Origin of the sequence: Sorangium sp. So ce117 (genome assembly GCF_051524395.1) — a bacterium.
GTDB classification, from domain to species: domain Bacteria; phylum Myxococcota_A; class Polyangia; order Polyangiales; family Polyangiaceae; genus Sorangium; species Sorangium cellulosum_B.
The window spans coordinates 5,742,925-5,764,987 of record NZ_CP150309.1 but is presented as its reverse complement, the minus strand read 5'-3'; the positions used below and the strand labels follow the sequence as shown (position 1 = coordinate 5,764,987).

19 protein-coding genes are annotated in these 22,063 nt (G+C 72.4%); 12 read left to right on the top strand and 7 right to left on the bottom strand.

Annotated elements, in window-relative coordinates:
- The first annotated feature begins 194 nt into the window (after window positions 1-194).
- Window positions 195-2,726, top strand: coding sequence for a hypothetical protein (locus WMF46_RS21540; protein ID WP_437987298.1), 2,532 nt, complete (start codon window positions 195-197; stop codon window positions 2,724-2,726).
- A gap of 25 nt (window positions 2,727-2,751) precedes the next feature.
- Window positions 2,752-4,938, top strand: coding sequence for an ATP-binding protein (locus tag WMF46_RS21535; protein WP_437987297.1), 2,187 nt, complete (start codon window positions 2,752-2,754; stop codon window positions 4,936-4,938).
- 36 nt (window positions 4,939-4,974) lie between these two features.
- On the opposite strand, the gene WMF46_RS21530 is transcribed toward WMF46_RS21535, so the two are convergent.
- The 4 genes from WMF46_RS21530 to WMF46_RS21515 all read right to left on the bottom strand — a co-directional run bounded on the left by WMF46_RS21530 (window position 4,975) and on the right by WMF46_RS21515 (window position 8,346).
- Window positions 4,975-6,165, bottom strand: coding sequence for a phosphodiester glycosidase family protein (locus tag WMF46_RS21530; RefSeq protein ID WP_437987296.1), 1,191 nt, complete (start codon window positions 6,163-6,165; stop codon window positions 4,975-4,977).
- 159 nt (window positions 6,166-6,324) lie between these two features.
- Complete coding sequence (locus WMF46_RS21525; RefSeq protein ID WP_437554498.1) at window positions 6,325-6,816, bottom strand: hypothetical protein; 492 nt, start codon at window positions 6,814-6,816, stop codon at window positions 6,325-6,327.
- A complete protein-coding gene (locus WMF46_RS21520) occupies window positions 6,813-7,319 on the bottom strand; it encodes a hypothetical protein (protein ID WP_012236567.1) in 507 nt (168 codons plus the stop codon). The genes WMF46_RS21525 and WMF46_RS21520 overlap by 4 nt, the downstream gene beginning before the upstream one ends.
- Before the next feature lie 244 nt (window positions 7,320-7,563).
- Entirely contained in the window at window positions 7,564-8,346 is a 783-nt protein-coding gene (locus WMF46_RS21515; RefSeq protein ID WP_437987295.1) for a hypothetical protein, read from the bottom strand.
- A gap of 136 nt (window positions 8,347-8,482) precedes the next feature.
- Between WMF46_RS21515 and mutY the strand changes: the two genes are divergently transcribed.
- Window positions 8,483-9,793: an A/G-specific adenine glycosylase gene (gene mutY / locus WMF46_RS21510; protein ID WP_437987294.1), complete on the top strand. Its 1,311-nt coding sequence runs from the start codon at window positions 8,483-8,485 to the stop codon at window positions 9,791-9,793.
- Window positions 9,794-10,174: 381 nt separating this feature from the next.
- The gene (locus WMF46_RS21505; RefSeq protein ID WP_020736650.1) at window positions 10,175-10,330 is read left to right on the top strand and encodes a hypothetical protein; all 156 of its coding nucleotides are present in this window, start codon (window positions 10,175-10,177) and stop codon (window positions 10,328-10,330) included.
- A 78-nt stretch (window positions 10,331-10,408) separates the two neighbouring features.
- On the opposite strand, the gene WMF46_RS21500 is transcribed toward WMF46_RS21505, so the two are convergent.
- Window positions 10,409-10,783, bottom strand: a complete 375-nt coding sequence (locus WMF46_RS21500; protein WP_437910448.1) for a hypothetical protein — start codon at window positions 10,781-10,783, stop codon at window positions 10,409-10,411.
- A 378-nt stretch (window positions 10,784-11,161) separates the two neighbouring features.
- Here WMF46_RS21500 and WMF46_RS21495 point away from each other — a divergent pair, with 378 nt between their 5' ends.
- From WMF46_RS21495 to WMF46_RS21485, 3 genes are read left to right on the top strand one after another with little or no spacing between them, the layout of a single operon-like run.
- Window positions 11,162-11,839 (top strand): hypothetical protein, encoded by a 678-nt coding sequence (locus tag WMF46_RS21495; protein ID WP_437987293.1) that lies wholly within the window; start codon window positions 11,162-11,164, stop codon window positions 11,837-11,839.
- Entirely contained in the window at window positions 11,836-12,246 is a 411-nt protein-coding gene (locus tag WMF46_RS21490; RefSeq protein WP_437300945.1) for a hypothetical protein, read from the top strand. Before WMF46_RS21495 ends, WMF46_RS21490 begins: the two co-directional genes overlap by 4 nt.
- The gene (locus WMF46_RS21485) at window positions 12,243-13,277 is read left to right on the top strand and encodes a hypothetical protein (RefSeq protein ID WP_437987292.1); all 1,035 of its coding nucleotides are present in this window, start codon (window positions 12,243-12,245) and stop codon (window positions 13,275-13,277) included. The genes WMF46_RS21490 and WMF46_RS21485 overlap by 4 nt, the downstream gene beginning before the upstream one ends.
- Before the next feature lie 37 nt (window positions 13,278-13,314).
- On the opposite strand, the gene WMF46_RS21480 is transcribed toward WMF46_RS21485, so the two are convergent.
- Window positions 13,315-14,727: a sulfatase gene (locus WMF46_RS21480; RefSeq protein WP_437987291.1), complete on the bottom strand. Its 1,413-nt coding sequence runs from the start codon at window positions 14,725-14,727 to the stop codon at window positions 13,315-13,317.
- Window positions 14,728-14,894: 167 nt separating this feature from the next.
- Here WMF46_RS21480 and WMF46_RS21475 point away from each other — a divergent pair, with 167 nt between their 5' ends.
- On the top strand, window positions 14,895-15,992 hold the full coding sequence (locus WMF46_RS21475; RefSeq protein ID WP_437987290.1) for a hypothetical protein: 1,098 nt from the start codon (window positions 14,895-14,897) through the stop codon (window positions 15,990-15,992).
- Window positions 15,993-16,016: 24 nt separating this feature from the next.
- Window positions 16,017-18,104, top strand: a complete 2,088-nt coding sequence (locus WMF46_RS21470) for a hypothetical protein (RefSeq protein ID WP_437987289.1) — start codon at window positions 16,017-16,019, stop codon at window positions 18,102-18,104.
- Between the two features lie 87 nt (window positions 18,105-18,191).
- On the opposite strand, the gene WMF46_RS21465 is transcribed toward WMF46_RS21470, so the two are convergent.
- Window positions 18,192-20,078, bottom strand: a complete 1,887-nt coding sequence (locus WMF46_RS21465; RefSeq protein WP_437987288.1) for an aconitase family protein — start codon at window positions 20,076-20,078, stop codon at window positions 18,192-18,194.
- Window positions 20,079-20,677: 599 nt separating this feature from the next.
- Here WMF46_RS21465 and WMF46_RS21460 point away from each other — a divergent pair.
- Genes WMF46_RS21460 through accB form a run of 3 tightly spaced genes read left to right on the top strand, consistent with a single transcriptional unit; the run spans window position 20,678 to window position 22,047 of the window.
- The gene (locus WMF46_RS21460; protein ID WP_272099801.1) at window positions 20,678-21,025 is read left to right on the top strand and encodes a roadblock/LC7 domain-containing protein; all 348 of its coding nucleotides are present in this window, start codon (window positions 20,678-20,680) and stop codon (window positions 21,023-21,025) included.
- Window positions 21,022-21,489 (top strand): type II 3-dehydroquinate dehydratase, encoded by a 468-nt coding sequence (locus WMF46_RS21455; protein WP_437301589.1) that lies wholly within the window; start codon window positions 21,022-21,024, stop codon window positions 21,487-21,489. The genes WMF46_RS21460 and WMF46_RS21455 overlap by 4 nt, the downstream gene beginning before the upstream one ends.
- A gap of 39 nt (window positions 21,490-21,528) precedes the next feature.
- A complete protein-coding gene (gene accB, locus WMF46_RS21450; protein ID WP_437987287.1) occupies window positions 21,529-22,047 on the top strand; it encodes an acetyl-CoA carboxylase biotin carboxyl carrier protein in 519 nt (172 codons plus the stop codon).
- The last annotated feature ends 16 nt before the right edge of the window (window positions 22,048-22,063 follow it).

The following is a 22,063-nucleotide window of genomic DNA, read 5'->3' as shown; positions in this document are numbered from 1 at the left end:
GGCGGCGACGGGCGTCGCCTTCAACCGCCGCCGTGCGGCGTGGACGCCCCACACGAGGAACGAGGATCGATGGCGTCGGCGCGCGGCCGCCTGAGCGCCTGAGCGCCTGAGCGCCTGAGCGCCTGACAACGAACGCCCCGCTGCCGCGATCCCCGGGCCGGCGCAGGGGATCTTCGTGATAACGTCGCCCACGTATGCCGGTTTACGAGCTGTCCGTCGATGGTGCGCTGGTCCGCGAGGCGGAGAAGATCGTCTCCCTCGAGGGCCGCGCGTTCCCGACGCTCGTCATGCGCTGGGAATCGCGCCTCTTCGACCAACCTTGGCTCACGACGCTGGTGCTCGATTACGTGATCGCGTTACCGCCGCTCATCGTCGGGCAGGCGACGTTCAACGAGGTCAGGATTGCCGCCTTCACCGGGGGCGCCGGCACGAAGTTCATGTACTTCGGCACCGAGATGAGCGCGAGCGTGCCTCGCATCGCGCCCGAGATGGAGAACACGATCGCCCCGACCGCGCTCTACCAGGAGTTCCGCCTGGACGAGCAGACTTGCCCGATCCCCTATCTGAAGCTGATCCAGGTCAGTCCGCGCATCTACGGTGAAGGGCTCCAGAACTACTACTCGCCGCCGATCAAGGTCGAGCGCTACGACGGCGTGGCCTCGCCGGAGCAGATCGCGGACTTCTTCCCGAAGGTCGTCGCGAACCTCGATCCGGTGAAGGGGACGACGCTGGTCGATCCCGCGCAGGGCTTCTGGACCGGCGCGCGCTTCCTCGGCGCGACGTCCATCGCCATCCTCCGACAGGGCCGCGTGGTCGGGCTGCACCGCCGCACTGGAAAGACCGACAAGGATCCGATCCCACCCGAGGTGAAGCGGCGCGATCCGCGGCTCGACGTGCGCGCCGACTGGGTCGCCGTGGACGTCGGCGCGGCGTCGACGGTCGTCGCCGTCCGGGGTGAGCGCGGGGGCGCCGAGTTCGTCCGGATCGGCGCCGACGCGCCGATCCGGGTGTCTGCCGACAACGAGAACCCGAGCGAGGTGGCGTTCGAGGCGCTGGCCCGGACGACGAAGGCCTGGCGCGATCGGGTGATCCTGCCCATGACGCGCTGGGGCGACGTGCTCGTGGGGCACGCAGCGCGCGACATGCGCGTCCGGCCGGGCGCCGACGTCCACGAGCGCGCCGCGGCCTCCCTGCCGGCCCTCCCGCTCCTGCGCGAGCGGACCGAGCGCGGCGAGCCGTTCCGCCTCCGGGGCAGGAGCGACCCCGACACGACCGAGGCGCTGAAGAAGCCGGCGCCGCCCATCATCGACGAGGAAGGGATCGGCGCGCACGACCCGTTCGATCCGCTGGAGCTCTACGCGTACTACGTCGGCCTGCACCTGAACCAGCGCTCGCGGGGGCTCTCCACGCGCTACGCGATCACGATGCCGACGGGCTGGTCGCCCGAGCGCCGCGAGAGCGTTCTCGTCGCCTTCCGCCGCGGCATGTTCCGGAGCCTGCCCGCGGGCCTCTGCGAGTACCACGACCTCGACGGCCTGCAGGTCGTCGACGGGGGGCCGTCCGCGATCGCCTATGCGGTCCAGGCGTTCCGGATGTTCGGGATCCAGCTGCGGGAAGGCGGCGTCCCGTTCTGCGTCATCGACGCCGGGGCCAGCGAGGCGGGGCTCGCCTTCGGCCTCCTGCGGAGCGCGAAGGCGCACGAGGCCGCGCAGGGGCTGGAGCGGATGGTCGAGTACCTCGAGCCGACGGCGATCCCCTGGCTCGGGGGCGAGCGGCTCCTCCACCGGATCGCCTACAGGGTGTACTCGTCCAGCCAGGCCGCGATGCGCGATCGCCGGATCCCCTTCGAGCGCCCGCCCGAGGAGGAGCCGATCGACGGCGCGGAAGATCTGCTCGCTCCGTCCCCCGATGGGCGCGCCAATGCGTGGGCGCTCAAGGAGCTGCTGCGGCCTCTCCTCGAGGGGGGGCCGAGCGCGCAGGTCGCGGAGCGGCTCTCGCTGGTCGGGCTCGACGGGGAGCCGGTCGTCGTGCCGCTCTCGATCGACCGCGGCGCGCTGGGCGGCGCGCTCGATGCGTGGTTCCGGGACGGGGTCGAGGTGGTCCGCCGGCACCTCGAGGGCGCGGTGGCGAAGATCGGGCGCGAGCCGGATCCTTACCAGGGGCTCCGGATCCTGCTCGGTGGGCGCCTCGGGATGAACCAGCGCTTCGCGGAGCTGCTCGCAGGCGTGCTGCCGGCGGGCGTGCAGGTGCACCGCTTCAAGGAGCCGGACAAGGCCAACCTGGGCGCCCCCACCGTGAAGATGGCGGCCGCGCTCGGCGCGCTGTCGCTCCGGTTCGATCGGATCGGGGCCACGCTCCGCGCGGAGAAGCGCGACGCGTTCCGCTACCGCGTCGGGCGCGCCCGCCACGGGCAGCTCGCCGACGTCCTGGATCCGTCCGTCGACTACGACGTCTGGCGGGAGGTCGGCGCTTGCTTGAAGCCCGAGGTCGAGCTCCTGTTCATGGCCGCCGACGACGAGGGGGAGGTCGCGGCGGACGATCCGCGCGTGCGCCGCGCGGTCTGCGCGCTGGGGCGCGGCGCCGTAGGACAGCGGCTCTATGTCCGGGCCGTCGGGCCGGCCCGCGCGGAGATCAGCGTGGGGCCGCCCGGCGGTGAGCCGGCCTCCGGCGCCGTCTGCTGGACGGTCCACCTCGAGAGCGGCGCCGCAGAGAAGACCGGCGGCTGAGCGCATGGGGGCTCCGCGGCTTCACGTGCCACACGACGATCTCGATCCCGAGGGACAGGTCCACGCCGGCGCAGCGCCAGGCGGCCTGGCCGAGGTCCATCAGGCCGAGGCCAGGCTGGCCGCGCACCTCGCGACGACGAGCGCGCTGTGCGAGGCGGCCTCGCTCGCGGAGGCTGCTCCGCGCGTGCTCGCCGCGCTGCTCGATCACCTCGGCTGGGACGTCGCCGCGCTCTGGCTCGCGGAGCCGGAGCCGAGCGCCGCGGGCGACGCGCCGCGGTCCGCGGCGAGGGCGAGCGCGCTCCGCTGCGTCGCGGCCCGATCGGCGGCGCACGGCGATCGCGAGGCGCTCGCGGAGGTGCTCCGCGAGGGGTCGACCCTCGCCGCCGAGTCCGATCTCGTCGGCGAGGCCTTCCGGCGCGGCGCCCCGGTGTTCCGCGCCAGCGTGGGCGGCGTCGTCGACGTCGTCGAGCATGCCGCGCGCGCGCCGGGCTGGGAGCGCGCGGCGTGCGCCGTCCCGATCCCGTGCGGCCCTCGCGTCGCCGGGGTGATCGAGCTGAAGAGCCGCGCCCCGCACCGCGGCGACGAGCAGCTGCTCCGCGTCCTTGCGTCCGTGGGCAGCCAGATCGGGCAGAGCATCGAGCGGTGGCGCGCCGAGCGGGAGGGCGCGCGCGCCGCGGGCGAGCTCCGCGCGCTATTTCAGGCCATCCCCGATCTCTGCTTCCGCCTCGACGCCGAGCTGCAGATCGTCGACTACAACCAGCCGCGGCTCTCCGAGCTCCACGTCGCGGCGGAGGCGCTGTCGGGCAAGCGCATGACCGAGGTGCTCCCCCTGGAGCTCGGGGAACGGCTCGAGCGCGCGAGCCAGGAGGCTCATGAGGCGGGCGCCGTGGTCGCGCTCGAGCACGCCGTCGCGAGCGCCGGCGGAGAGCGGCACGTCGAGGCGCGGGTGATGCCGTTCCTCGAGGGGCACGTCCTCGTCCTCGTCCGCGACATCACCGAGCGGCGGCGCACCGAGGAGGCGCTCCGGCAGCGCGAGGAGCGCTCGCGCGAGTCGCAGAAGATGGAGGCGCTCGGCCGGCTGGCCGGCGGCATCGCCCACGACTTCAACAACATGCTCATGGTGATGCTCGGCTACGGCGAGCTCCTCATCCGCCGCCTCGGGCCCGACAGCGCGCTGCGGCGCGACGCCCTCCAGGTCACGAAGGCCGGGGAGCGCGCCGCGGCGCTCACGCGGCAGCTCCTCGCGATGAGCCGCCGCAAGGCCCTGCAGCGCGAGGTGCTCGACGTCAACGCGGTCGTGCTCGACATGCAGACGATGCTGCAGCGCCTCATCGGCGAGGACATCGATCTGCAGACGAACGTCGGCCGGGATCTCGGCTCGATCAAGGTCGACAAGAGCCAGCTGGAGCAGGTCGTCCTGAACCTCGTCGTGAACGCGCGCGACGCGATGCCGAGGGGCGGCAAGCTCGTCGTCGAGACCTCCCTGGGCGAGCCTGGCGAGAGCCCAGCGGCGAGGTCCTTCGCGCCAGCGGAGCGCGACGACGACGACGCGCCCGCCGCTGGAGGCCCCCCCTACGTCGTGCTCTCGGTGACCGACAGCGGCAACGGGATGGATCACGACACGCTCTCGCACCTGTTCGAGCCGTTCTTCACGACGAAGGCGCGAGGCAAGGGCACGGGGCTGGGCCTCGCCACGGTGTACGGGATCGTGAGCCAGAGCGGCGGGCTCATCGAGGTCGAGAGCGAGCTCGGGCGCGGCACGACGTTCCGCGTCTACCTCCCGCGCGTCGAGGAGCGCGCCGAGGTGGCGCCCGCTCGCGCGGGGCCGTCGCCGGCGGGCGGCGACGAGACGGTGCTCGTCGTCGAGGACGACGACGCCGTCCGCAAGCTCATCGTCGATGTGCTCGAGCGGCGCGGCTACGGCGTGCTCTCGGCCGCGAGCGGCGAGGAAGCGCTGGCGATGCTCGCGCGGGAGGGGGAAGACGCGGTGGACCTCCTGCTCACCGATCTCGTGATGCCGGGCATGAACGGCCGCGAGCTCGCCGAGCGCGCCGTCGCGATCCACCCGCGCGCGCGTGTGCTGTACATCTCCGGCTACGCCGAGGACGTCCTCGCGGGCGCAGAGCCCGATCGCGAGCTCGCGCTGCTGCAGAAGCCGTTCACCCCGGAGACCCTCGCGCAGCGGCTGCGCGACCTGCTCGATCGCCGTTAGCAGTGCACGCTCTTCCGGCGCGGCGAGGGCCGGTGGTCACCGCTCGCCGCGCTCGAGGGCGTCGCTTTCGGGCGCCGGATCGGCGATCCCGAGCGGCGCCGACGACCGACGGCGTCGCAGGTAGAAGAAGTCGCGCTGCGCCGGCTCCGCGACGTACTCCTCGGGCTTGAACTGCACGTCCGGGATCAGCGCCGAGCTGGCGCGCGGACCCGCGCCGTCCGCGCCGCGAGCGTACAGGAGGAAGCGCGGGTAGGCGTGGTTGACGTCGAGCTCCGCCACGTCGTGCGCGCCCGCGGCCTTCATCCCGCGGGCGAGGCTGCGGGCCGTGACGGCCTCGCCGAGCCCGTAGAAGAGCAGCTTGCCCGTCGCGTCCACGCCAAGCGCCGAGCGCCGGATCACCGTCTCGCCGCTCACCGTCGCGCCCCAGTCCCGGTTCGAGTCGTACAGCGCGTGGTGGAGCTCGCCCTGCTCGACAAGGCAAGGCGGCGTCTGCCGGTACGCGGCCATGCGGGCCTCCCCGTCGCGCAGCTCGGGCCAGGTTCGGATCCGCACCGCGCCGCTGCGGTAGAGCGCGATCGTGCACGCCCTGTCGCGCGGCGGCAGGAACGCGTCGCCGTCGAGCATCATCCCGTAGTGGCCGTGCATCGCCTTGAAGCCCCCGTTGAAGGCGGCGACGAGCTCCGCGGCGTGGCCTCCTGGCACGAGGCCAGGGCGCCGCTCTGCCGGGATGTCCGGCGAGAACGGCTCCTTCGTGCCCGCGACCAGCCGGAGGTCGACGCGCCCGAGATCGATCGCCACCACCGCGATGGCCGCGAACACGCGCTTCGGGTCGGGGTGCACGACGCTCTTCCAGAGCACCTGCGCCTCGCCGGGCCGGGCGGCGCTGTCGGCGATCGGCGTCCAGACGCCGTCACCGGTGGCCGCGACCTCGGGGAAGGGCGGCTGGAACGAGGCGGGCGACGTGACCGTCTCCGCCTCCGGGCCCTCGGCGCTCTTCACAGCCTCCGCGGCGGCGGCGGGCGGGGGCTCCCAGAAGGTCTTCGGGGCCGCGTCGCGGTAGACGGCCCGGTTCAGCCGATCGGCGACGCCGTAGGCCACGTCCTCGGCCCACGCGACAGGCGCAGGGCCGACCACGGCGCGCACGCCGTCGGCGAGGGCCGGGCCGAAGCCGCGGACCTCGTGGATGCCGTACCAGAGCGCCTCGACGGCGATCGCGCAGATCGCCACGCAACGCAGCGCGCGCTCGGGCCAGCGAGCGCGGGATCGCCGCCTGCGCAGGGACCCGCTCGCAGAAGGGGGCGAAGGGTTGTCCAAGGCGATACCGAGGTTACCCGATCGCGCGGGCAGCCCCAAGTTTCGGGCTTCGAGCGAGCGCGGCGGCGCTCGTTACGGTTGCCCGTGCGCCATCGTCCGAGGGCCATCCTTGAACAGGATCTCGATCTTGCCCCGATCGATGACCTTCGCGACCACGCCGTCGCCGAACTTGCTGTGGTGGATCAGCTCGCCCTCGCCGAAGGTCAGCGTGATGCGGTACGGCTTGAACGCCCCGGACGGCTGTCCCGCGATGGCGCGCTCCCACGCGAGCGTCTGATCGCGCTCGGCGCGCTGTGCGGCCGTGAGGCGCTCCGCGCCGCCGCCGCGCGGCGAGCTCGACGCCGCCCGTGGCTCGCTGCTGCTCCGAGCGGAGGCGCGCGCCGCCGCGCGGTTCTCCCGCTCGCTCTTCGGCTGGCGGTAGAGGTGGTGCGACATGCACGTCTTGCACTCGACCTTCTTCACCACGTCGCCGACCATCGCGATGATGCGATGGGTGAGATCGAGGCGGCACTTGGTGCACCAGGCGTCGACTTCGCCGCCCGTCCTAAGCTTTTTCGTCGTCACTTCTCCTCACGGCGCCGGTCTCGCCCGGTCTCTTTGCTTCGGTCTTTGACGTTCACCTGAGCGGTGACCTCCGGCTTCGGCAACCCGGTCCTCGGCTCGTCCTGGCTGTCGTCTCTCTTGGCCGCTTCGTTGGGAATGAAGCGGATCTCGGTCTTGATCTCGAAGGAGAGCTTCGTCAGCACCTTCGTGATCTCGTCCGCAAACTGGGTGTGCTCGAGCACGTCCCGGATCTCCTTCGCGACGACCCGGTAGAGACCGTTCTTGGTCTCGTCGATCTGGGTGTAGAGGTAGTGGAGGACCTCTTTGGGCAGCTTGAGGTCGCCCACGAAGTGTCGGAGGTTCTCGGGCCCCTCGCTGAGCTTGTCGATGCCGCTCTCGACGGCGCGCTCGACCACGCGCTTGAAGATCTCGGGGATAGCGCGCTCGAAGAGGCGTTTCTTCTCGCCTTCGCCTTCCACCTTGTCCCCTTCGTCCTCGCGGAGCGGCTCGGTGTCGTCGGCCATGGCTCGGGCTCCCCTAGCGGGACGGGGCGGCCACGTCAATGCAGGGGTGCGTGCAGGGTGCCGGCGTCGCGCCATGGTCCATGGATCTGCCGGATTTTGATGACGATGGGGAGCCTTTCGCGCGCGTCCGGCAGACGAGAAAGCTCTGCCTTTGATCGCTCGGCAGCGGACACCGCAGTGACCCGGACGGAAACGTGGCGCCCGCGATGTCCGTGGATCGGGCGATGGTCGAGGCGGCGCCAGCTCAGAGCTCCTCGTAGGCGTCCGTCTCGCTGTTCATTTCGTACGTCTCGTCCTCTCCCGCTTCCGTGCCGGCATCGCCTTGGCGCGCTCGTTTGTAGGATTTCAGCATCCAGACCTCCGCTGCGAACCGGCCACTGCCGCGGCGGGCGCTGATCTCCACGGTGGCGTTGTCGTCCTCGAGCGGGCAGAAGGGCCGATCCGGCTGGACGATCGGCCATGCGTCCTCGGTGCCGTCGCTCGCGATCATCGCCCCGCGGCTGCTCCGCACGGCGACGTCCAGGTTGAGGACCCCCGGTCCGCCGACGGCGAACACCCGGTAACACGCGCCCCGGACCGCCTGCAGCTTCTCCGTGACGATCGCGCCGCCTTCGGCCACCTGCCCTTCGATCGGCTTCGGCGAGATCCGGCGCATGCCGTTCTCCGGGCCGCAGAGCAGCGACAGGCGCGTCACGTCCTTCAGCGGATCGCCGCTGATCCTGAAGTTCCCATAGCAGCGTACCCAGGGACCTCCGACGCGCACCGGGAGGACCGGCAGATCGAGATCCGTGCGCGCTCCGGCGTCGCCCTCGCCCTGTCCCGCGTCGGCGTCCGCGAGCCCGCCGGTCCCGATCGTCGCGGCTGGGTGCGGCGGCGCTGCCGAGAGCACGACCGCCGGGCCTGGCTTGCCCTCCCAGGGGCGCGGCTCGTCGCGGCACCCAGGCGCGACGAGCCAGAGGAACAGCGCGGCGCAGAGGCGCGCTGCCCGAGGGAGCAGCTGGGGTGGGCAGGGGCGCCGGGACGACACCGCGGTCGGCTCTTGCGCTAGAGTCCCGCGCGATGGAAGCGTTTTCTGAGCACCGCGAGCGGCAGCCGCGCAACCTCAGCGATCCGTGCGACCTCGGCGATCCGCGTCGACGGCGCAGAGGCAGGGCCTTTCGCGCGTGAGCACGACGTCCCGGCCGCCCGCGCGCAAGCGCGCGGGCGCAGACCAGCGACCCGCGCGCAGCCGTGCGAGCGCAGACCAGCAGCCCGCGCGCAGCCGTGCGAGCGGGGGCGAGGATGATCAGGCGCCGCAGCGCTCCCCGCGCCGCCGCGCCTCGTCCGGTGAGCAGGGCGCTGGCGCCCCGCCGCCCGCAGCGCCGGACCCGGGCGAGCGCGACCGGGAGATCGCGGCCGCCCTGGAGGCCTGGTTCAGCCGCGTCGCGCGCGACCTGCCGTGGCGGAGGACGCGCGACCCCTACGCGATCTGGCTGAGCGAGGTGATGCTCCAGCAGACCCGCGTCGAGACGGTGATCCCGTACTACGAGCGCTTCCTCGCCCGCTACCCCACGGTCTTCGCCCTGGCCTCCGCCGAGATCGACGACGTGCTCTCGCTCTGGAGCGGCCTCGGTTACTACCGCCGCGCCCGCGTGCTCCACCTCGCCGCGCGCGAGGTGACCGCGCGCCACGACGGCGCGCTCCCTCGCGACGTCTCCGCGCTGCTCGCCCTGCCCGGCGTCGGCGCGTACACCGCGGGCGCGATCGCGAGCATCGCGTACGATCAGCCGGTGCCGCTCGTCGACGGCAACGTCGCCCGGGTGCTCTCCCGCATCGAGGGCATCGACGACGACATCCGCAGCGCCTCGGGCACGCGCAAGCTCTGGTCCACGGCCGAACGCCTCGTGCGGGGCTCGGCGGACAGCGTCCATCCCGGACGCTTCAACCAGGCCTTGATGGAGCTCGGCGCCACCGTGTGCACGCCCCGGAATCCCCGCTGCGATGCCTGTCCCGTCGACGGCGCGTGCGTCGCGCGCGCCACGGGGCGGCAGGCGGAGCTGCCGGTGATCGCCCCGAAACGCGACGTCCCGGCGGTCGCGATGGTCGCCGCGGTGGTGCGGTCAGGCGATCGCGTGCTCTTCGTCCGGCGCGTCGAGGGAGGTCTCTTCGGCGGGCTCTGGGAGCCGCCCATGGTCGAGGCGCGCTCGCTCGCGGACGCCCGCGCGCTCCTGGAGCTGGTGGGCGTCACGCGTGACGCGGCGCTCCGCGAGGTCGGCCGCGTGCGCCACATCCTCACGCACCGGCGCCTCGACGTGACGGTGGCGCGCGCCGAGGTGGCGGCCCCCTGGCGCCTCCGGGCAAAGCTTGCCTCCCCCTACGAGAAGGCGGCGTGGCTCGATCCGGGCGCGCTGGATATCGGCGTTTCCAAGCTCGCGCGAAAGGTCCTGTCCGCGGCATCGGCGCCGGACGCCGGAGCGGCGCGAAGACCGCGATGACCGCGCGCGGGCGGGCTGAACTCCTGCGCGCCTCGCCCGTCGGCGAGGCCGGAGACGGCTCGAAATCGCGGTGTTGCGGCGCTCCGGGCGCGCCGCGCTCCGCTGCGGGCGGGGAGCGGCGCCGCTTGCGGCTGAGCCGCAGCGACGCAGCGGCGCGGGCCAGGGCGAAAGCCATATGTCGCCGTGGAACGCCGCGGGCCCGGGCGCTGCTGCGCCAACGTCGTGGCATGGAAGGCGCTTGGTGAGATGACGGGCAGGCCCTCTAGCCTCGCGGCGCCGGCGGTGGCCGGAGCTCGATTCAAGCCTGGGAGCTCAAGCGACATGGATGCGCGACGACGGACCACAGAGACGCTGCCCACGGCGAGCGCACCTGTGCGATCCATGACGGTGATGGCGGACGACGGAGCGCTGTACGTGCTGCCGCTGTGCGAGCGGATCGTGCTCGATGTGCTGGCCTACGAGGACGAAGGCCTGCTGGCCTTCATCCGCATCGACGGAGAGGTGGTGGCGGAGCTGCCCGTGCTCGGTCAGGCGTGACCGGGCCGGACCTCGTCGCGCGCCGCGCGTGACGGCGCGCCGCGACCTCGCGCGGTCACGCACGGCGCGCGCTGCCTGTCAGCCCGCGTGCCGCCGCATCCGCTGGGTCACCGGTTGCTCGTCCTCTGCTTCGGCGTCCGGTTCCACGGACTCGACGTCCTCGTCTTCCAGGAGATAGGGCAGATCTCCGTCGTCGTCGTCGTGCGACATCACGACGTCGCTGATGTCCTGGCCCCTCGTCGCGCCTTCCAGGAACTCAGCCCCGAGGTCGCTCGCCAGATCGGCGGCGGCGTCGGCGGCGTCGGGGTTCACCTCGAACTCGGTGCTGCCGGCGTCGTTGGGGTGGTGGTGGTAGCCGCGGACCTCGTCGTCGAGCGTCGGGATCACGTCGCTGATCTCGCTGCGCGGGTTCACCTTGCCCCGCAGCGGCGGCGCCGCCGCTGCGTCGAGCATGTCGACGAACGGATCGTCCAGCTCGCTCGCGCCGGCCCACGTCGCGGCTTCATGGGCCGGATTGCGCGGCCTTCCCGGTTCGCTGCGATCTTCTCGTTCTCGACGCCGCGTCGTGCTGGCGCGCGGCGCGCGCAACGCCGACGGCTGTGCGGCGGTGCCTTGCCTGCCTCGGGTGCTTGAATTGCTCACGGTGGTCTCACCATGCAGGGTCCGGTCCGCAGGTGAAGCGGGCGGATACGCAGCGGTGGCGAGCGCCGTGCCGGGGGCGCGCGGCGCCGTCGCCGGGCGGCGATGCTGCGGAGAGGCTCGCGCGGCGCGCGGCCGGGACGCAATTGAGCGTGCCAGCGGCCGCTGCCTCGGGGTAGAAGGCTCGTGGCCATGCTGGAACTCCGGACCGGGCTCGCGCTGGTGGCGGTTCTGCTCGGGGCATCCTCGGGGCGCGCCGCCGCGGCCCAGCCCGCCGCAGACCGCGGCGCCGAGGGGGCTGCGGCGCCGCTGCCCGTCGAGGATCGCGGCGGCGCCGAGCTCGATGCGTACCGCGCGCTCGCGCGGCCACCGGGGACGGCGTGGCGGGTCGTGTCGACCGTCGCGATGGGGAAGGGGATCCGGTTCAACAACCCCTACCGCCTTCAGACGCAGCTCGGCGAGACGGCGGAGTCGCTCTCGCTCACCGCGGGGTACCTCGATCTCGGGGTCGCGCTCGCGCTGGGGCCGGCCGACGGCGTTCAGCACGGCGGGGCGCTGCGCTTCTCGGTCGCCGTCGGCGGCGTCCCGCAGGAGTCGCTCACGCCGAGCTACTTCGTCGCTTACCGCGGCCTCTCGCGCGTGCTCGGGTACGGGCGGCTCGGCGCGGCGATCCTGATCGAGCCCGACGTGAACGTCGGAGGCGAGCTCGCCCTGGGGCTCGGGTATTCCCTGCTCGCGGGCGTCGCGCTTTCGGGCGAGGTCGTCGGGGATCTCTTCTATGGCGCCGCGACGTACGACGCGGCGTACACCGTCTATCCCGTCGTCTCGGCGCAGCTCGGGCTCATGATCGATCACGAGCTCCTGCCATGAGCTTGCCGGAGCGCGAGCGTCGAGGCGGGCGCCCCCGGGCGAAGGAGATCGCCGGCGTGGCGGCGCTGCTGCTCTTCGTGGGCATCGCGCCGGTGGTCGGCGACATCGGCAGCTGCGGGCAGGCGCCGGAGGAGCTCGACCCGTACAAGTTCTTCGCCCTGAAGGCGCAGATCGACTGCGCCCGGTGCGACGAGTGCGGCCTGCGCACGCGCGCCTGCGACGCCGCCTGCGCCTTCGAGGCTGCGCCGGAGCTCCCGGCCGGCTGCTATCCGCTGGTCCACGACGGCGAGGTGTGCCTGCACAAGCTCAAGTTCGCGAGCTGCGACGAGTACCGCGGCCACATGGCCGACGAAGGCGCGTCGACCCCGACTGAGTGCAATTTTTGCCCACTGGAAGAGGCGCCATGAGCGGGCGTGGCGCAGTCGCTTCCCGCCGGTGCCTTGCGACTGCCGCTCGGAGCTTCTCGTTCGCGGCGCTCGTCGCGGTCGTGTCCGGGTGCGCCTCGAAGCCGGCGCTCCTGGCGAGCTACGACGACTACGCGGCGTACCGGGCGACGCGCGTGTCGAGGACCCTCGAGGGGCGGCTCTCGGCGGCGTCGGCCTACCTGGAGCGCCATCCGCGCGGGGCCTTCGCCGGCGAGGTGCGCGCGTACCTCACGCGGGCCGAGCCGATCTATTACGCAGCGAAGCGCAGGACGGTCGCGGGCCTCACCGCGTACCTCGCGACGCTGCCCAGGGGCGCGTTCCGCGATGAGACGACCCACCGGCTGCGCGAGCTCGTCCGCGAGCGCAGCGCCGGCGACGTCCTCTCGCGCGCCGCTCAGGAGACGGAGGCGCAGCTCGCGACGCAGCGCGCGGATCGCGCGCGGGTCGGCGAGGAGGTCACCGCGTGGCTGCGCCGGTTCCTGGACAGGGGGGCCTGGGGGCGGCCCCTCGCAGAGGCGCCGGCGGAGGTGATCGTCCCGTTCAGCCTGGCGCTTCCGCCTCCCCGCTGCGCGCCCGCCGACGAGCGCGCGGGCCCGGGCGCAGCGGTCTGCGCGAAGCGGATCCCGCTCTGGTTCGTCGTGACGGCCGAGGGCGAGAGCGCGCCCCGTCAGGCGGAGATCGAGGTCGCCGTCCTCGAGGACGCGGCGGGCCGCCCGATCGAGGTCGCGATCCGCGGGCCTGCGCTCTTCACGCGCCTCGAGGAGGCTCGCTCGGCGCGCGAGGTCGCCCCGGACGACGCGATGGGCCGCATCGGAGGCATCGCCCTGGGGGTCGAGCTCGCGCGCAGCGCCTTCGCGGCGCGCGTCTCGGGCGATCCGTCGTGCGGCCGCCAGGCGGTGGCGCCCGTCGTGCTCCACCTCGAGTGCGAAGGCGCCCGCCTCGTGGCGCGCGCCGGGATCGAGGAGGGTGAGGACGATGTCGTGACGCTCACCGTCGCCCCGCCGGCGCGCTAGCGCTGCTCCTCTGCAGCGCGGCGCTCCGCTCCGCGCGCTAGCACCGCTTGTTGCTCTTCTTCCCCTTGAGCTTCGCCGTGTTCTTCGGGCACACGTCCTTGATGGCCGCGGAGCGCTCCTTGTAGAGCGCCTTCATCTCCTCGAAGACCGGCGCCTGCGTTCGCTTGAGATCCTTCGTCTCCCCGGGATCCGCGACGAGGTCGAAGAGGTCGAACGCGTCGTCGTCGCCGTACGCGATGAGCTTGTACTGCCCGTGGATGAGCGCCCTGCGCCGGTCGTTGTCGCTCGTGCGCGGAAGGTCGACGATGACGTCGCGCGGCTCCGGCGTCGCGCCGTGGAGCTCGGGCACCAGGCTCTTGCCCGGGAAGGACGGCTCCGCCGGCGCGCCGGTCAGCTCCAGGATCGTCGGCGCCAGGTCGATCGAGCTGCGAGGCACGTCGATCCGGCGCGGGGTGATCCCGGGCGCCTGGATCATCAGCGGCACGTGGGTGAGCACGTCCCACACCTCGAAGCCGTGGCGGAACATCTTGTGCTCGCCGAACGCCTCGCCGTGGTCCGCGGTCACGATGATCGCCGTGTCCTTGCCCCACGGCTGCTGCGCGACGAAGTCGAGCAGCTTGCCGACGTGCATGTCGGTGAACCTGACCTCCCCGTCGTACTTGTCGCGGGCGCGCTTGCCGAACGTCGGGATCCCCTCGTGCGTCATGTACACGTCGTGCGGATCGAGGAAATGGAAGTACGCGAAGAAGGTGCCCGAGGTGTTCGCCTTGTCGGAGAGCATCTTCATCGCGAGCTCGAGGTGCCCAGGGCTCGTGACGTTCCGGTCGGTCGTGTTGTCGGCCGAGAGCCCTGGCACGATCTCGTACACGTCGAAGCCCTGACGGAAGCCCGCCTTCTGGTCGAAGTAGAAGTGCGCGTGCGCGCTCATCGTCCGCACCCCGGCCTTCTGCAGGAGCTCCGGGAACATGAGGACGCTGTCGGGGTAGTTGCCGAAGAAGTAGCCGCTGCGATCGACCTCGCTCGGGTACCGCCCGGCGAGGAAGCCGCCGACGCTCATCGAGGTGTACGACGAGATCGCGTAGTGGCGGGTGTAGCTGACCGACTTCTTCTCGAACGCGGTGAGCACGGGCGCGATGTCGCGCTCGTAGCCGTTCCACGGCATGTCCGCGCGCAGGCTGTCGATCGAGACAACGAGGACGTTCAACCTCTCGCGCTGCCCTGCCGGCGCCCCGGCGGCGCCGTCCTTCCTGTCCGTCGCGGCGGTCGTCCCGGCGGTCTCTGTCGTGGCGGCCGGCGCCGCCGCCGCGGGCTCCTGCCGTGCCGCGGGCTCCGGCGTGCGCGCGGGCGGCGGCTGGCCGTCGCCGTCGCGAGAGCATCCCGCTCCGGCGCTGGCGAGCGCGAGCGCGAGCGCCGCCGCGAGGCGCCGGCGGGCCAGGCGCGGGGGCGCCATGGACGAGAGGGCCGGCGAGGAGGGCGCCCGAGGGCCTTCCGGTCCCAAGGCGCACATGGGTGAAGCGAGCGTGTGCATGGCCGCGTGCATGGCCGCCGTCTTACTCCGACTCGCGCCGCTCCGCCAAAAGCGCACACCACGGGCGAGTTCCGCTATGCTGTCGGGTCATGGCCCCGGTCCCTCGGAACCCTCCGCCGCTGCCGCCCTCGGGCCGATCGCAACCGGGGGGGAGGCCGGCGCACGAGCCGCCGAGGCCGCTCCCGCCCGACGCGCCGCGGCGCGTCGGCGAGCACGTCAGCCAGGCGCTGAAGGACCACATCACCGAGATGGCGCTCGGCCTGCTCGAGGAGCAGATGCAGGCGCGCATCGTCCACTACCGCGCCGATCTCGAGACCAACCCCGAGCTCGACGCGGTCACCGCGCAGGTCGTCGCCCAGCTGAAGGTGATCCAGGCGTCGGCGGGCGCCGCGGATCGCGGGGCGAAGAACCGCGACGCGATCCGCGACGCGCACGAGAAGACCCTCTGCGCCCTGCTCGAGCGGGTCATCCGCGAGGACGGCATCTCGCTGCTCGTCGAGCGGCGGCTCAAGAAGATCCACAGGAACCTCGCCCGCCTGTTCTTCCAGTCCGAGCTCCACGAGAAGACGCGCGGCCGCGACGGCGCGCCGAAGGTGATCCACCACGGCGAGCAGGCGCTCTTCTACGTGCTGACCCGCTACAAGAACCGGATCGAGGTCGAGCTCGACGGCTTCGAGTTCGCGTCCGAGGACGCGCGGGAGCAGTCGTTCGAGCTGCTCGCGAAGCTGACGAAGGACATGCAGGACGCCTTCCTCGCGCGCCGATCCAGCGAGCTCAGGCGCATCGTCTCGGTGGTCCACGCCGTGCTCGTCGACTTCTTCAGCGTGCAGCTCGCCCAGAGCCTCGGCGAGATCTCCGCGCGGGTCGTGCAGGACGCGCGGACGTTCGAGGGCAGGGCATACGCGTACAAGCTGACGAGCGAGGCGTTCCCTCGCTTCCGCGCCGCGTTCGAGCGCCACCTCATGGTGATGCTCGTCGGCTTCGCCGAGGACGAGCTGGTCGCCCAGCTCGCCGACACCGCGGGCGCCGAGCGCGACGAGACGATCCTCTTCATCACCGATCCCCACCTCTTCAGCATGATCTGCGGCGAGGTCTGCGAGGGGCTCTACGAGTTCCTCTGCAACGAGGGCTTTCTCGACCTGCCGCCCGACTGGCGCCGCGCCTCGGCGGCGCCCTCCGACAGCTGACGCAAGCGAAACCCAGGGACATTCATGAGACGGAACGACGTCGCGCGGGCGGGCTCCGGCCTGCTCCTCGCTCTCACGCTGCTCGCCGGTTGCGCGCGCGGCCCCGATGTGGACGCCTCGGGGCTCGCGCTGCGGCGCGTGGTCATCTACAGGAACGGCGTCGCGTATTTCGAGCGCCGAGGGCTCATCGACGCCGATCAGGTGACCTTCCGGGTCCGCAAGGAGAAGGTCGGCGACTTCCTCGCGACGCTCGCCGTCATCGAGGCCGGCGGCAGCAGCGTCCGGAGCGCGTCGTTCCCGGTCGAGGTCGACGACGGATCCGGCGAGGACGAGGCGCCGGATGAGCTCGGGCCCGAGGTGACGCCGCCGCCGCCGAAGCACAAGGGCGCGGCGGCGAGGGAGAAGCAGCGCGACGACGAGCACGAGAAGGTGAAGCTCACCCTCGACGGGCGGGAGCACGATCTCGTGGTCGGCTACGTGGCGGAGACGCCGGTGTGGAGGCCGTCGTACCGGCTCGTGATGGGGGCGGGCGGGGCGCAGGGCGCAGCGCCGCGCGCGGACTCGAAGCAGGCGCACCTCCAGGCGTGGGGCATCGTGCAGAACCTCTCTGGCGAGGACTGGAAGGGGGTGAAGCTGTCGCTCGTGGCGGGCGCGCCGCTCGCGTTCCAGGCGACGCTCGACCAGGCGGCGATCCCGCCGCGCCCTGTCGTCAGCGATCAGGGCGAGGTGATCGCGTCCGTGCCGACGAGCGAGACGACGCTGGCCGCCGAGGCCGCGCCGCCGCCGCCGCCCGTCGCGCCGGCGCCCGCGGCGCCGGGCGACGACGGCGAGGGGTACGCGTTCGCCGACGAGGTCCAGGCCGAAATGGAGAAGGGCGGCGGCAAGCTGCGGTCCACGAGGCCGAGCGCGGCTGCCACGGCGCCCGCCGCGAAGCCGATGCCGAGGCTGAGCGACCGCGACGAGGCGCGCGCCGTCGGGCAGCACGCGGGGCCGCAGTTGAAGCGGTCAGCGCCGGCGGGGGCGCAGGCGCCGCCGCCCATGGTGATGAACCCCTCTCCGCCGCGCAACATGAGCGCGCTTGCCGCGGTCGCGATGGAGGCGGGCACGACCCGCTACGACATCCCGTTCCCTGTCGACATCCCCGACAAGAGCGCGACGATGGTCCTGCTCCTGGCCAGGCAGGTGCCCGGCGAGTCGATCTTCCTGTTCGCGCCCGACGGCGGCGTGCCCGCGTCGAGCTCCCACCCGTTCCGGGTGGCGCGCTTCACGAACGACACGAAGGGGCTGCTGGAGCGCGGACCCATCGCCGTCTTCGAGAACGGCGCGTTCCTGGGCCAGGGCATGGTCGAGCCGCTGCCGCCGGGGGCCACGACGACGGTGCCGTTCGCGCTGGAGCGGGGCCTCGCCGTCGACACGACGCGCGAGGAGAACGCGGAGGGCGCGCGCCTCGCGAAGATCGAGGGCGGCGCGCTCGAGATCGAGCGCGACTGGGTCACGCACACGAAGTACGCCGTCCGCAACGGCGGCGACCTCGCGGCGAGGACGCTCGTGAAGCACCCCCGCTTGCACGGGACGCGCCTGCACGCGCCCCCGAAGGGCACGGAGGACAACGTCGGCACGGGCAGCGCGCTCGTGCCGATCGACGTGCCGCGGCGGGGGACGGCGGTGCTCGACGTGGACGAGCGACGGCTCTTCCGGCAGCAGATCGACTGGCTCGACCAGCTCGCCGACGACGCGGTTCAAGGCTACCTGAAGGACCCGCGCGCCGACGCGGCCGTGGCCAAGCAGCTCGGTCAGGCCTGGGACATCCGGGGCAAGCTCCGCCCGGCGATCGACGAGCGCGACAGGATCCTCGCCGAGCAGCAGCGCCTCGAGCAGCAGAGCCACGAGCTCCGCCAGAACCTCAGGGCCATCGAGAAGAACAAGACCGCCGACGAGCTCCGCCGCGACCTCACCGATCGGCTCGCGAAGGCGTCGGCGCGCCTCGACGAGATCACGAAGCGCGTCATCGTCCTCGAGATGCAGATCAACGAGCAGCAGATCCGCTTCCGCGATCTCACGAACGAGATCAAGCTACTCGCCCCGCTGGCCCCGGTGCGCGCGGCTCCCTGAGCGCTGCTGTCCGGCTCCCCGGTTCCCGGTGGAAGGCGGCTCCCCGCTCCTGCGGGAGGCTGCCTCGCCACCGGGATCCCGGCCCGGCTACCTCGCTGGTTTGCCCGCGCTGGGCGGCTGCCGCAAGGTGCCTGCGTGCGTCCAGCTCCGCTCCATACCGGTCGCGAGCCAGGCGATCTCGACGCGCTCGCTCCCGAAGATCGCCGCGACGCGATCGCCCCACTGCGCGGGGGCGGGGAGCTCCACGCTCTTCTGGTCCTTGATGCTGCCGAGGGCCTCCGTGCCGACGAGGAACGTGGCGATCCCCTCGCTCGCGAACGCCGACACCGCGGTGCTCGGGACGAAGGGCGCGACCACCGCGCGCACCGTCGAGAGATCGGTCGCGCGCTCCGCGACCGCCCGCACCTCGTCGAGCGTCGACAGGACGAGCGCCACGCCGCCGGCCGCCTTGCCCTCGGCCGGCGCTGCCTGCCCCTGCGGGTCCGCGGCGGCCGCCGCGGGCGCCTCGACCGGCGCAGGGGCGGCGCGCCCGCGCGCCCCGACCGCGGCGTGCCCGTTCACCTTCGGCACGCCGGCGAGCACGTCGAGCGTCAGCGGCCCCTTCCACGGCACCGCCGCGGGCGCCGGCGGCGGCTTCTTCGTGCTCACCTGCTCCCCCTTCTTGTCGCGGAGGATCAGCACGTCGTCGGTCGGCAGCGCCCGCGGCACGGTCACCCGCACCGGCCGCTTGAACGACCGCGGATCGCCGACCGCGCCCGTGGCCACCGCGTAGGCCAGGGTCTCCGCCGAGGCCACGACGAACGACGGCGCCCCGGCGATGCGCGGCTCCGGATCCGCGGTGCGCAGCGACAGGCTGCCGGGCGGCGGCGGGTAGATCTCCGACGTGACGACGCGCCTGTCCGGCTCGACGATGCGCGCGCCCGTCGCGACGAGATCGACGAGCGCGCCCGACTGCGCGAGCACCTCGAGCACCTGCCGCGACGGCGGCGCGACGAGCAGGTCGAGCCGCGACGGGACGCGCTTCGACTTGAGCAGCAGCGCCGCCGCGAGCATGTCGCGCAACGTCACGCCGGAGTCGCCCCCGAGGACGACCTGCGCCACGGGCTTGCCGGCGAGATCGCGGACGGGCCGGACCACGCCCTCCTCGTCCATGAGGAGCGGATCGACCGTGCCGAGATCGATCGAGACGACCTCCTCGCACGGCGCGCCCGGGTCCGGCACGAGCGCGCGGTGGGCCTTCGACCTGCGCTGATCGCGGAGGAAGACCTCCGTCTTCTCGTCGCTCACGAACAGCGCCGCCGCCGCGCCGACCTGGGGCGCGATGCCGCAGAGCACCGCGCGGTCGCCCACGGAGAGGAGCCGCGCGCTCGGCCCGGCGAACTCGAGGATCACCGGCGCGTGGTGCTCGCCCTCGATGCGGCGCACCACCTCGTCGAGGTTCCTGCGGAGCAGCTCGAGGGCGACGTCCCGCGCGCAGACGAAGGGCCGGACCCTGCCCGAGAGGTGGATCTGCACGCTGCGCGGCGGCCGGAGCCAGACCGAGCCCGTGGCGAGCGCCTGCCCGAGCTGGCTCGGCGAGACGACGAGCGACAGCATGCCGATGCCGCCGACGGTCGTGAGGCGCGGGTCGTCCGTGAGCGCGAGCCGCGCCGGCGCCGCGAAGCGCTCCAGGTGAACGGGCGCAGGGAACCCGATGCCGGGCCGCGCGATCGGGATGTTGTAGGTCGGGAACTCGGGCGACACCGAGTGCGGGCTGCCCTCGTCGATATCCGCGAGCGAGCTCGCGTCGGCCACGCAGGTGCCGTCGTAGGCGACGGCGACCTCGACCGGCGTCTTCTTCATGCCCGTGGCGATGGCCTCGGCCAGCGCGCGCGACGGCGCCCTGGAGAGGATCACCTGGTCGACCTTGACCTGGACGAGATCACCGCGCAGCTGAGGATCCGTCGCCCGCCCGGCGAGGATCTTCTGGGGCATCGTGCGGGGGGGATCCCCGGCTCGAGCACGCATAGATGTTGGGCCGTCCTTGTTTTTCTTGATGAGATGGCGGATGCGGCGCACGCCGCTCCCGACCACGTTTGACGTCGGCCCCCCGGCGAGACGCGCCGGTGGGATCCGCCTCCGGACCTTGCCGCGAGGCGAAAGAACGGCCGCACGTTAGCCGCTCGCCTGGACGAGGGTCAAGGCGTGCTTTGGAGCGGGCCCCCAGGGGCGGGAATCGCCCGGCTGGGACCAGGATGCAAGAGGCAAAGCGCCCGCCCGGTCCAACGTTTCGCCGCGCTTCGTCTGTCGCGTCGTTGTGCCCGTTGCGCCCGTTGCGTCCGTTGCATCTGCCGCGCTGGTCCACGATGGCAGGCGGCCGGCACGAGCTTTCGAGGAGCTGCCGCGCGCGCCCGGTCGCCACCGGGCAGGCCGCGTGCGGCCGGCTGTCATCGGCTCGGGCGCGCGAGGCCGAGCGGGTCGGGCGACGAAGAGGAGCGCCGGCTCTCCCGGGCTGCGGCGCGAGATGCCGGGCCAGGTTCGTTTGTTTTCCCGATCGTGCCGCGCTTGGGTAATCTCGGCGCATGTTCCAGGCCGTGCTGAAGGAAGTCGTAGAGAACACCGAGGGCGGCATCGCGACCCTTCTCATGGATTTCGAGGGGATCCCGGTCGACAGCTACTCCAAGCCGGGGGCCGCGTTCGACATCACCACCATCGGCGCGGAGTTCAGCGTCGTGTTGAAGTCGATCCAGCGCGCCGCCGAGATGCTCGACGCGGGCAACGCCGCCGAGATCGCGATCCAGGCGGAGAAGGTCACCACCCTGATCCGCGTCGTGAACAACTCGTACTTCGTGGCCTTCTCGATGACGCCCGACGCGAACATCGGCAAGGCCCGGTACCTCCTGCGCACCAAGGTGCCGGTGCTGCTGAAGGAGCTCGCCTGAGCGGCTTCAGCATCTCGGTCATCTCCGGGCCGAACCTCGATCGACTGGGCAAGCGCGAGCCAGCGATCTACGGCACGGCCACGCTGGATGACGTTCACCGCGCCGTCGAGGAGGCCGCGAAGGCCCGCGGCGCCTCGGTGTCGTGCATGCAATCGAACTGCGAGGGAGAGCTCGTGACCGCGATCAGCCACGCTGGCGATCGCGGCTTTCACGGCATCCTCCTCAACGCCGGTGCCTACACGCACACCTCCATCGCGCTCTATGACGCGATCCGCGCGAGCGCGCTTCCTACCGTCGAGGTGCACATCTCCAACCCGGACGGCCGTGAGCCGTTCCGCCGTCGCTCCCGCATCGCGCCTGCGTGCATGGCGCGCGTCGCGGGTTTCGGTCCGAGCTCGTATGTCCTTGGGCTGATCGGGCTGATCGGGCATCTGGAGAAGCTGCGATCCGACGAAAGAGGTTGAACATGCGCCGTCACTCTGGTTGAAAGGCGGCAAACATCGATGGCCGAACGTCCTTCCATGAACATCAACCTCAAGCAGTTGCGGGCGCTGGTACGCATCTTAGAGAAGCGCAACGTGAACGACTTCGAGTTCGAGGACGAACACGTTCGCATTCGCCTCACGCGCGGAGGAGTCATCCCGCAGGGCGCGGCGCCGCATCTCGCGCCCGCCGCCTTCCAGCTCCACAGCGCGCCGGTCGCGCCGCCGCCGGCGCCAGCGGCGGCACCTGCGCCGGCCGCCGCGCCAGCGGCCCCTGCGGCGGCGGCGAGCGACGAGGGGATCTCCTATGTGACGTCGCCGTTCGTCGGCACGTTCTACCGATCGCCGTCGCCCGATGCGCCCCCGTTCGTCGATGTGGGCAGCGCGATCCGCGTGGGGCAGGCGCTCTGCATCATCGAGGCGATGAAGCTGATGAACGAGATCGAGGCGGACTCTCCGGGCACGATCGTCGAGATCCTCGTCGACAACGGCAAGCCGGTCGAGTTCGGGCAGCGTCTCTTCAAGGTGCGGGGCAGCTAGAGCTGCCCGGGCGAGG

What these genes read in the sequence shown, in the direction of transcription:
- WMF46_RS21540 (WP_437987298.1), top strand. Translation starts at nt 195, where the DNA reads ATGCCGGTTTACGAGCTGTCCGTCGATGGTGCGCTGGTCCGCGAGGCG.
- WMF46_RS21520 (WP_012236567.1), bottom strand. Translation starts at nt 7,319, where the DNA reads ATGGCCGACGACACCGAGCCGCTCCGCGAGGACGAAGGGGACAAGGTG.
- WMF46_RS21505 (WP_020736650.1), top strand. Translation starts at nt 10,175, where the DNA reads ATGACGGTGATGGCGGACGACGGAGCGCTGTACGTGCTGCCGCTGTGC.
- WMF46_RS21500 (WP_437910448.1), bottom strand. Translation starts at nt 10,783, where the DNA reads ATGCTCGACGCAGCGGCGGCGCCGCCGCTGCGGGGCAAGGTGAACCCG.
- WMF46_RS21495 (WP_437987293.1), top strand. Translation starts at nt 11,162, where the DNA reads ATGCTGGAACTCCGGACCGGGCTCGCGCTGGTGGCGGTTCTGCTCGGG.
- WMF46_RS21490 (WP_437300945.1), top strand. Translation starts at nt 11,836, where the DNA reads ATGAGCTTGCCGGAGCGCGAGCGTCGAGGCGGGCGCCCCCGGGCGAAG.
- WMF46_RS21485 (WP_437987292.1), top strand. Translation starts at nt 12,243, where the DNA reads ATGAGCGGGCGTGGCGCAGTCGCTTCCCGCCGGTGCCTTGCGACTGCC.
- WMF46_RS21480 (WP_437987291.1), bottom strand. Translation starts at nt 14,727, where the DNA reads ATGGCGCCCCCGCGCCTGGCCCGCCGGCGCCTCGCGGCGGCGCTCGCG.
- WMF46_RS21475 (WP_437987290.1), top strand. Translation starts at nt 14,895, where the DNA reads ATGGCCCCGGTCCCTCGGAACCCTCCGCCGCTGCCGCCCTCGGGCCGA.
- WMF46_RS21470 (WP_437987289.1), top strand. Translation starts at nt 16,017, where the DNA reads ATGAGACGGAACGACGTCGCGCGGGCGGGCTCCGGCCTGCTCCTCGCT.
- WMF46_RS21465 (WP_437987288.1), bottom strand. Translation starts at nt 20,078, where the DNA reads ATGCCCCAGAAGATCCTCGCCGGGCGGGCGACGGATCCTCAGCTGCGC.
- accB (WP_437987287.1), top strand. Translation starts at nt 21,529, where the DNA reads ATGGCCGAACGTCCTTCCATGAACATCAACCTCAAGCAGTTGCGGGCG.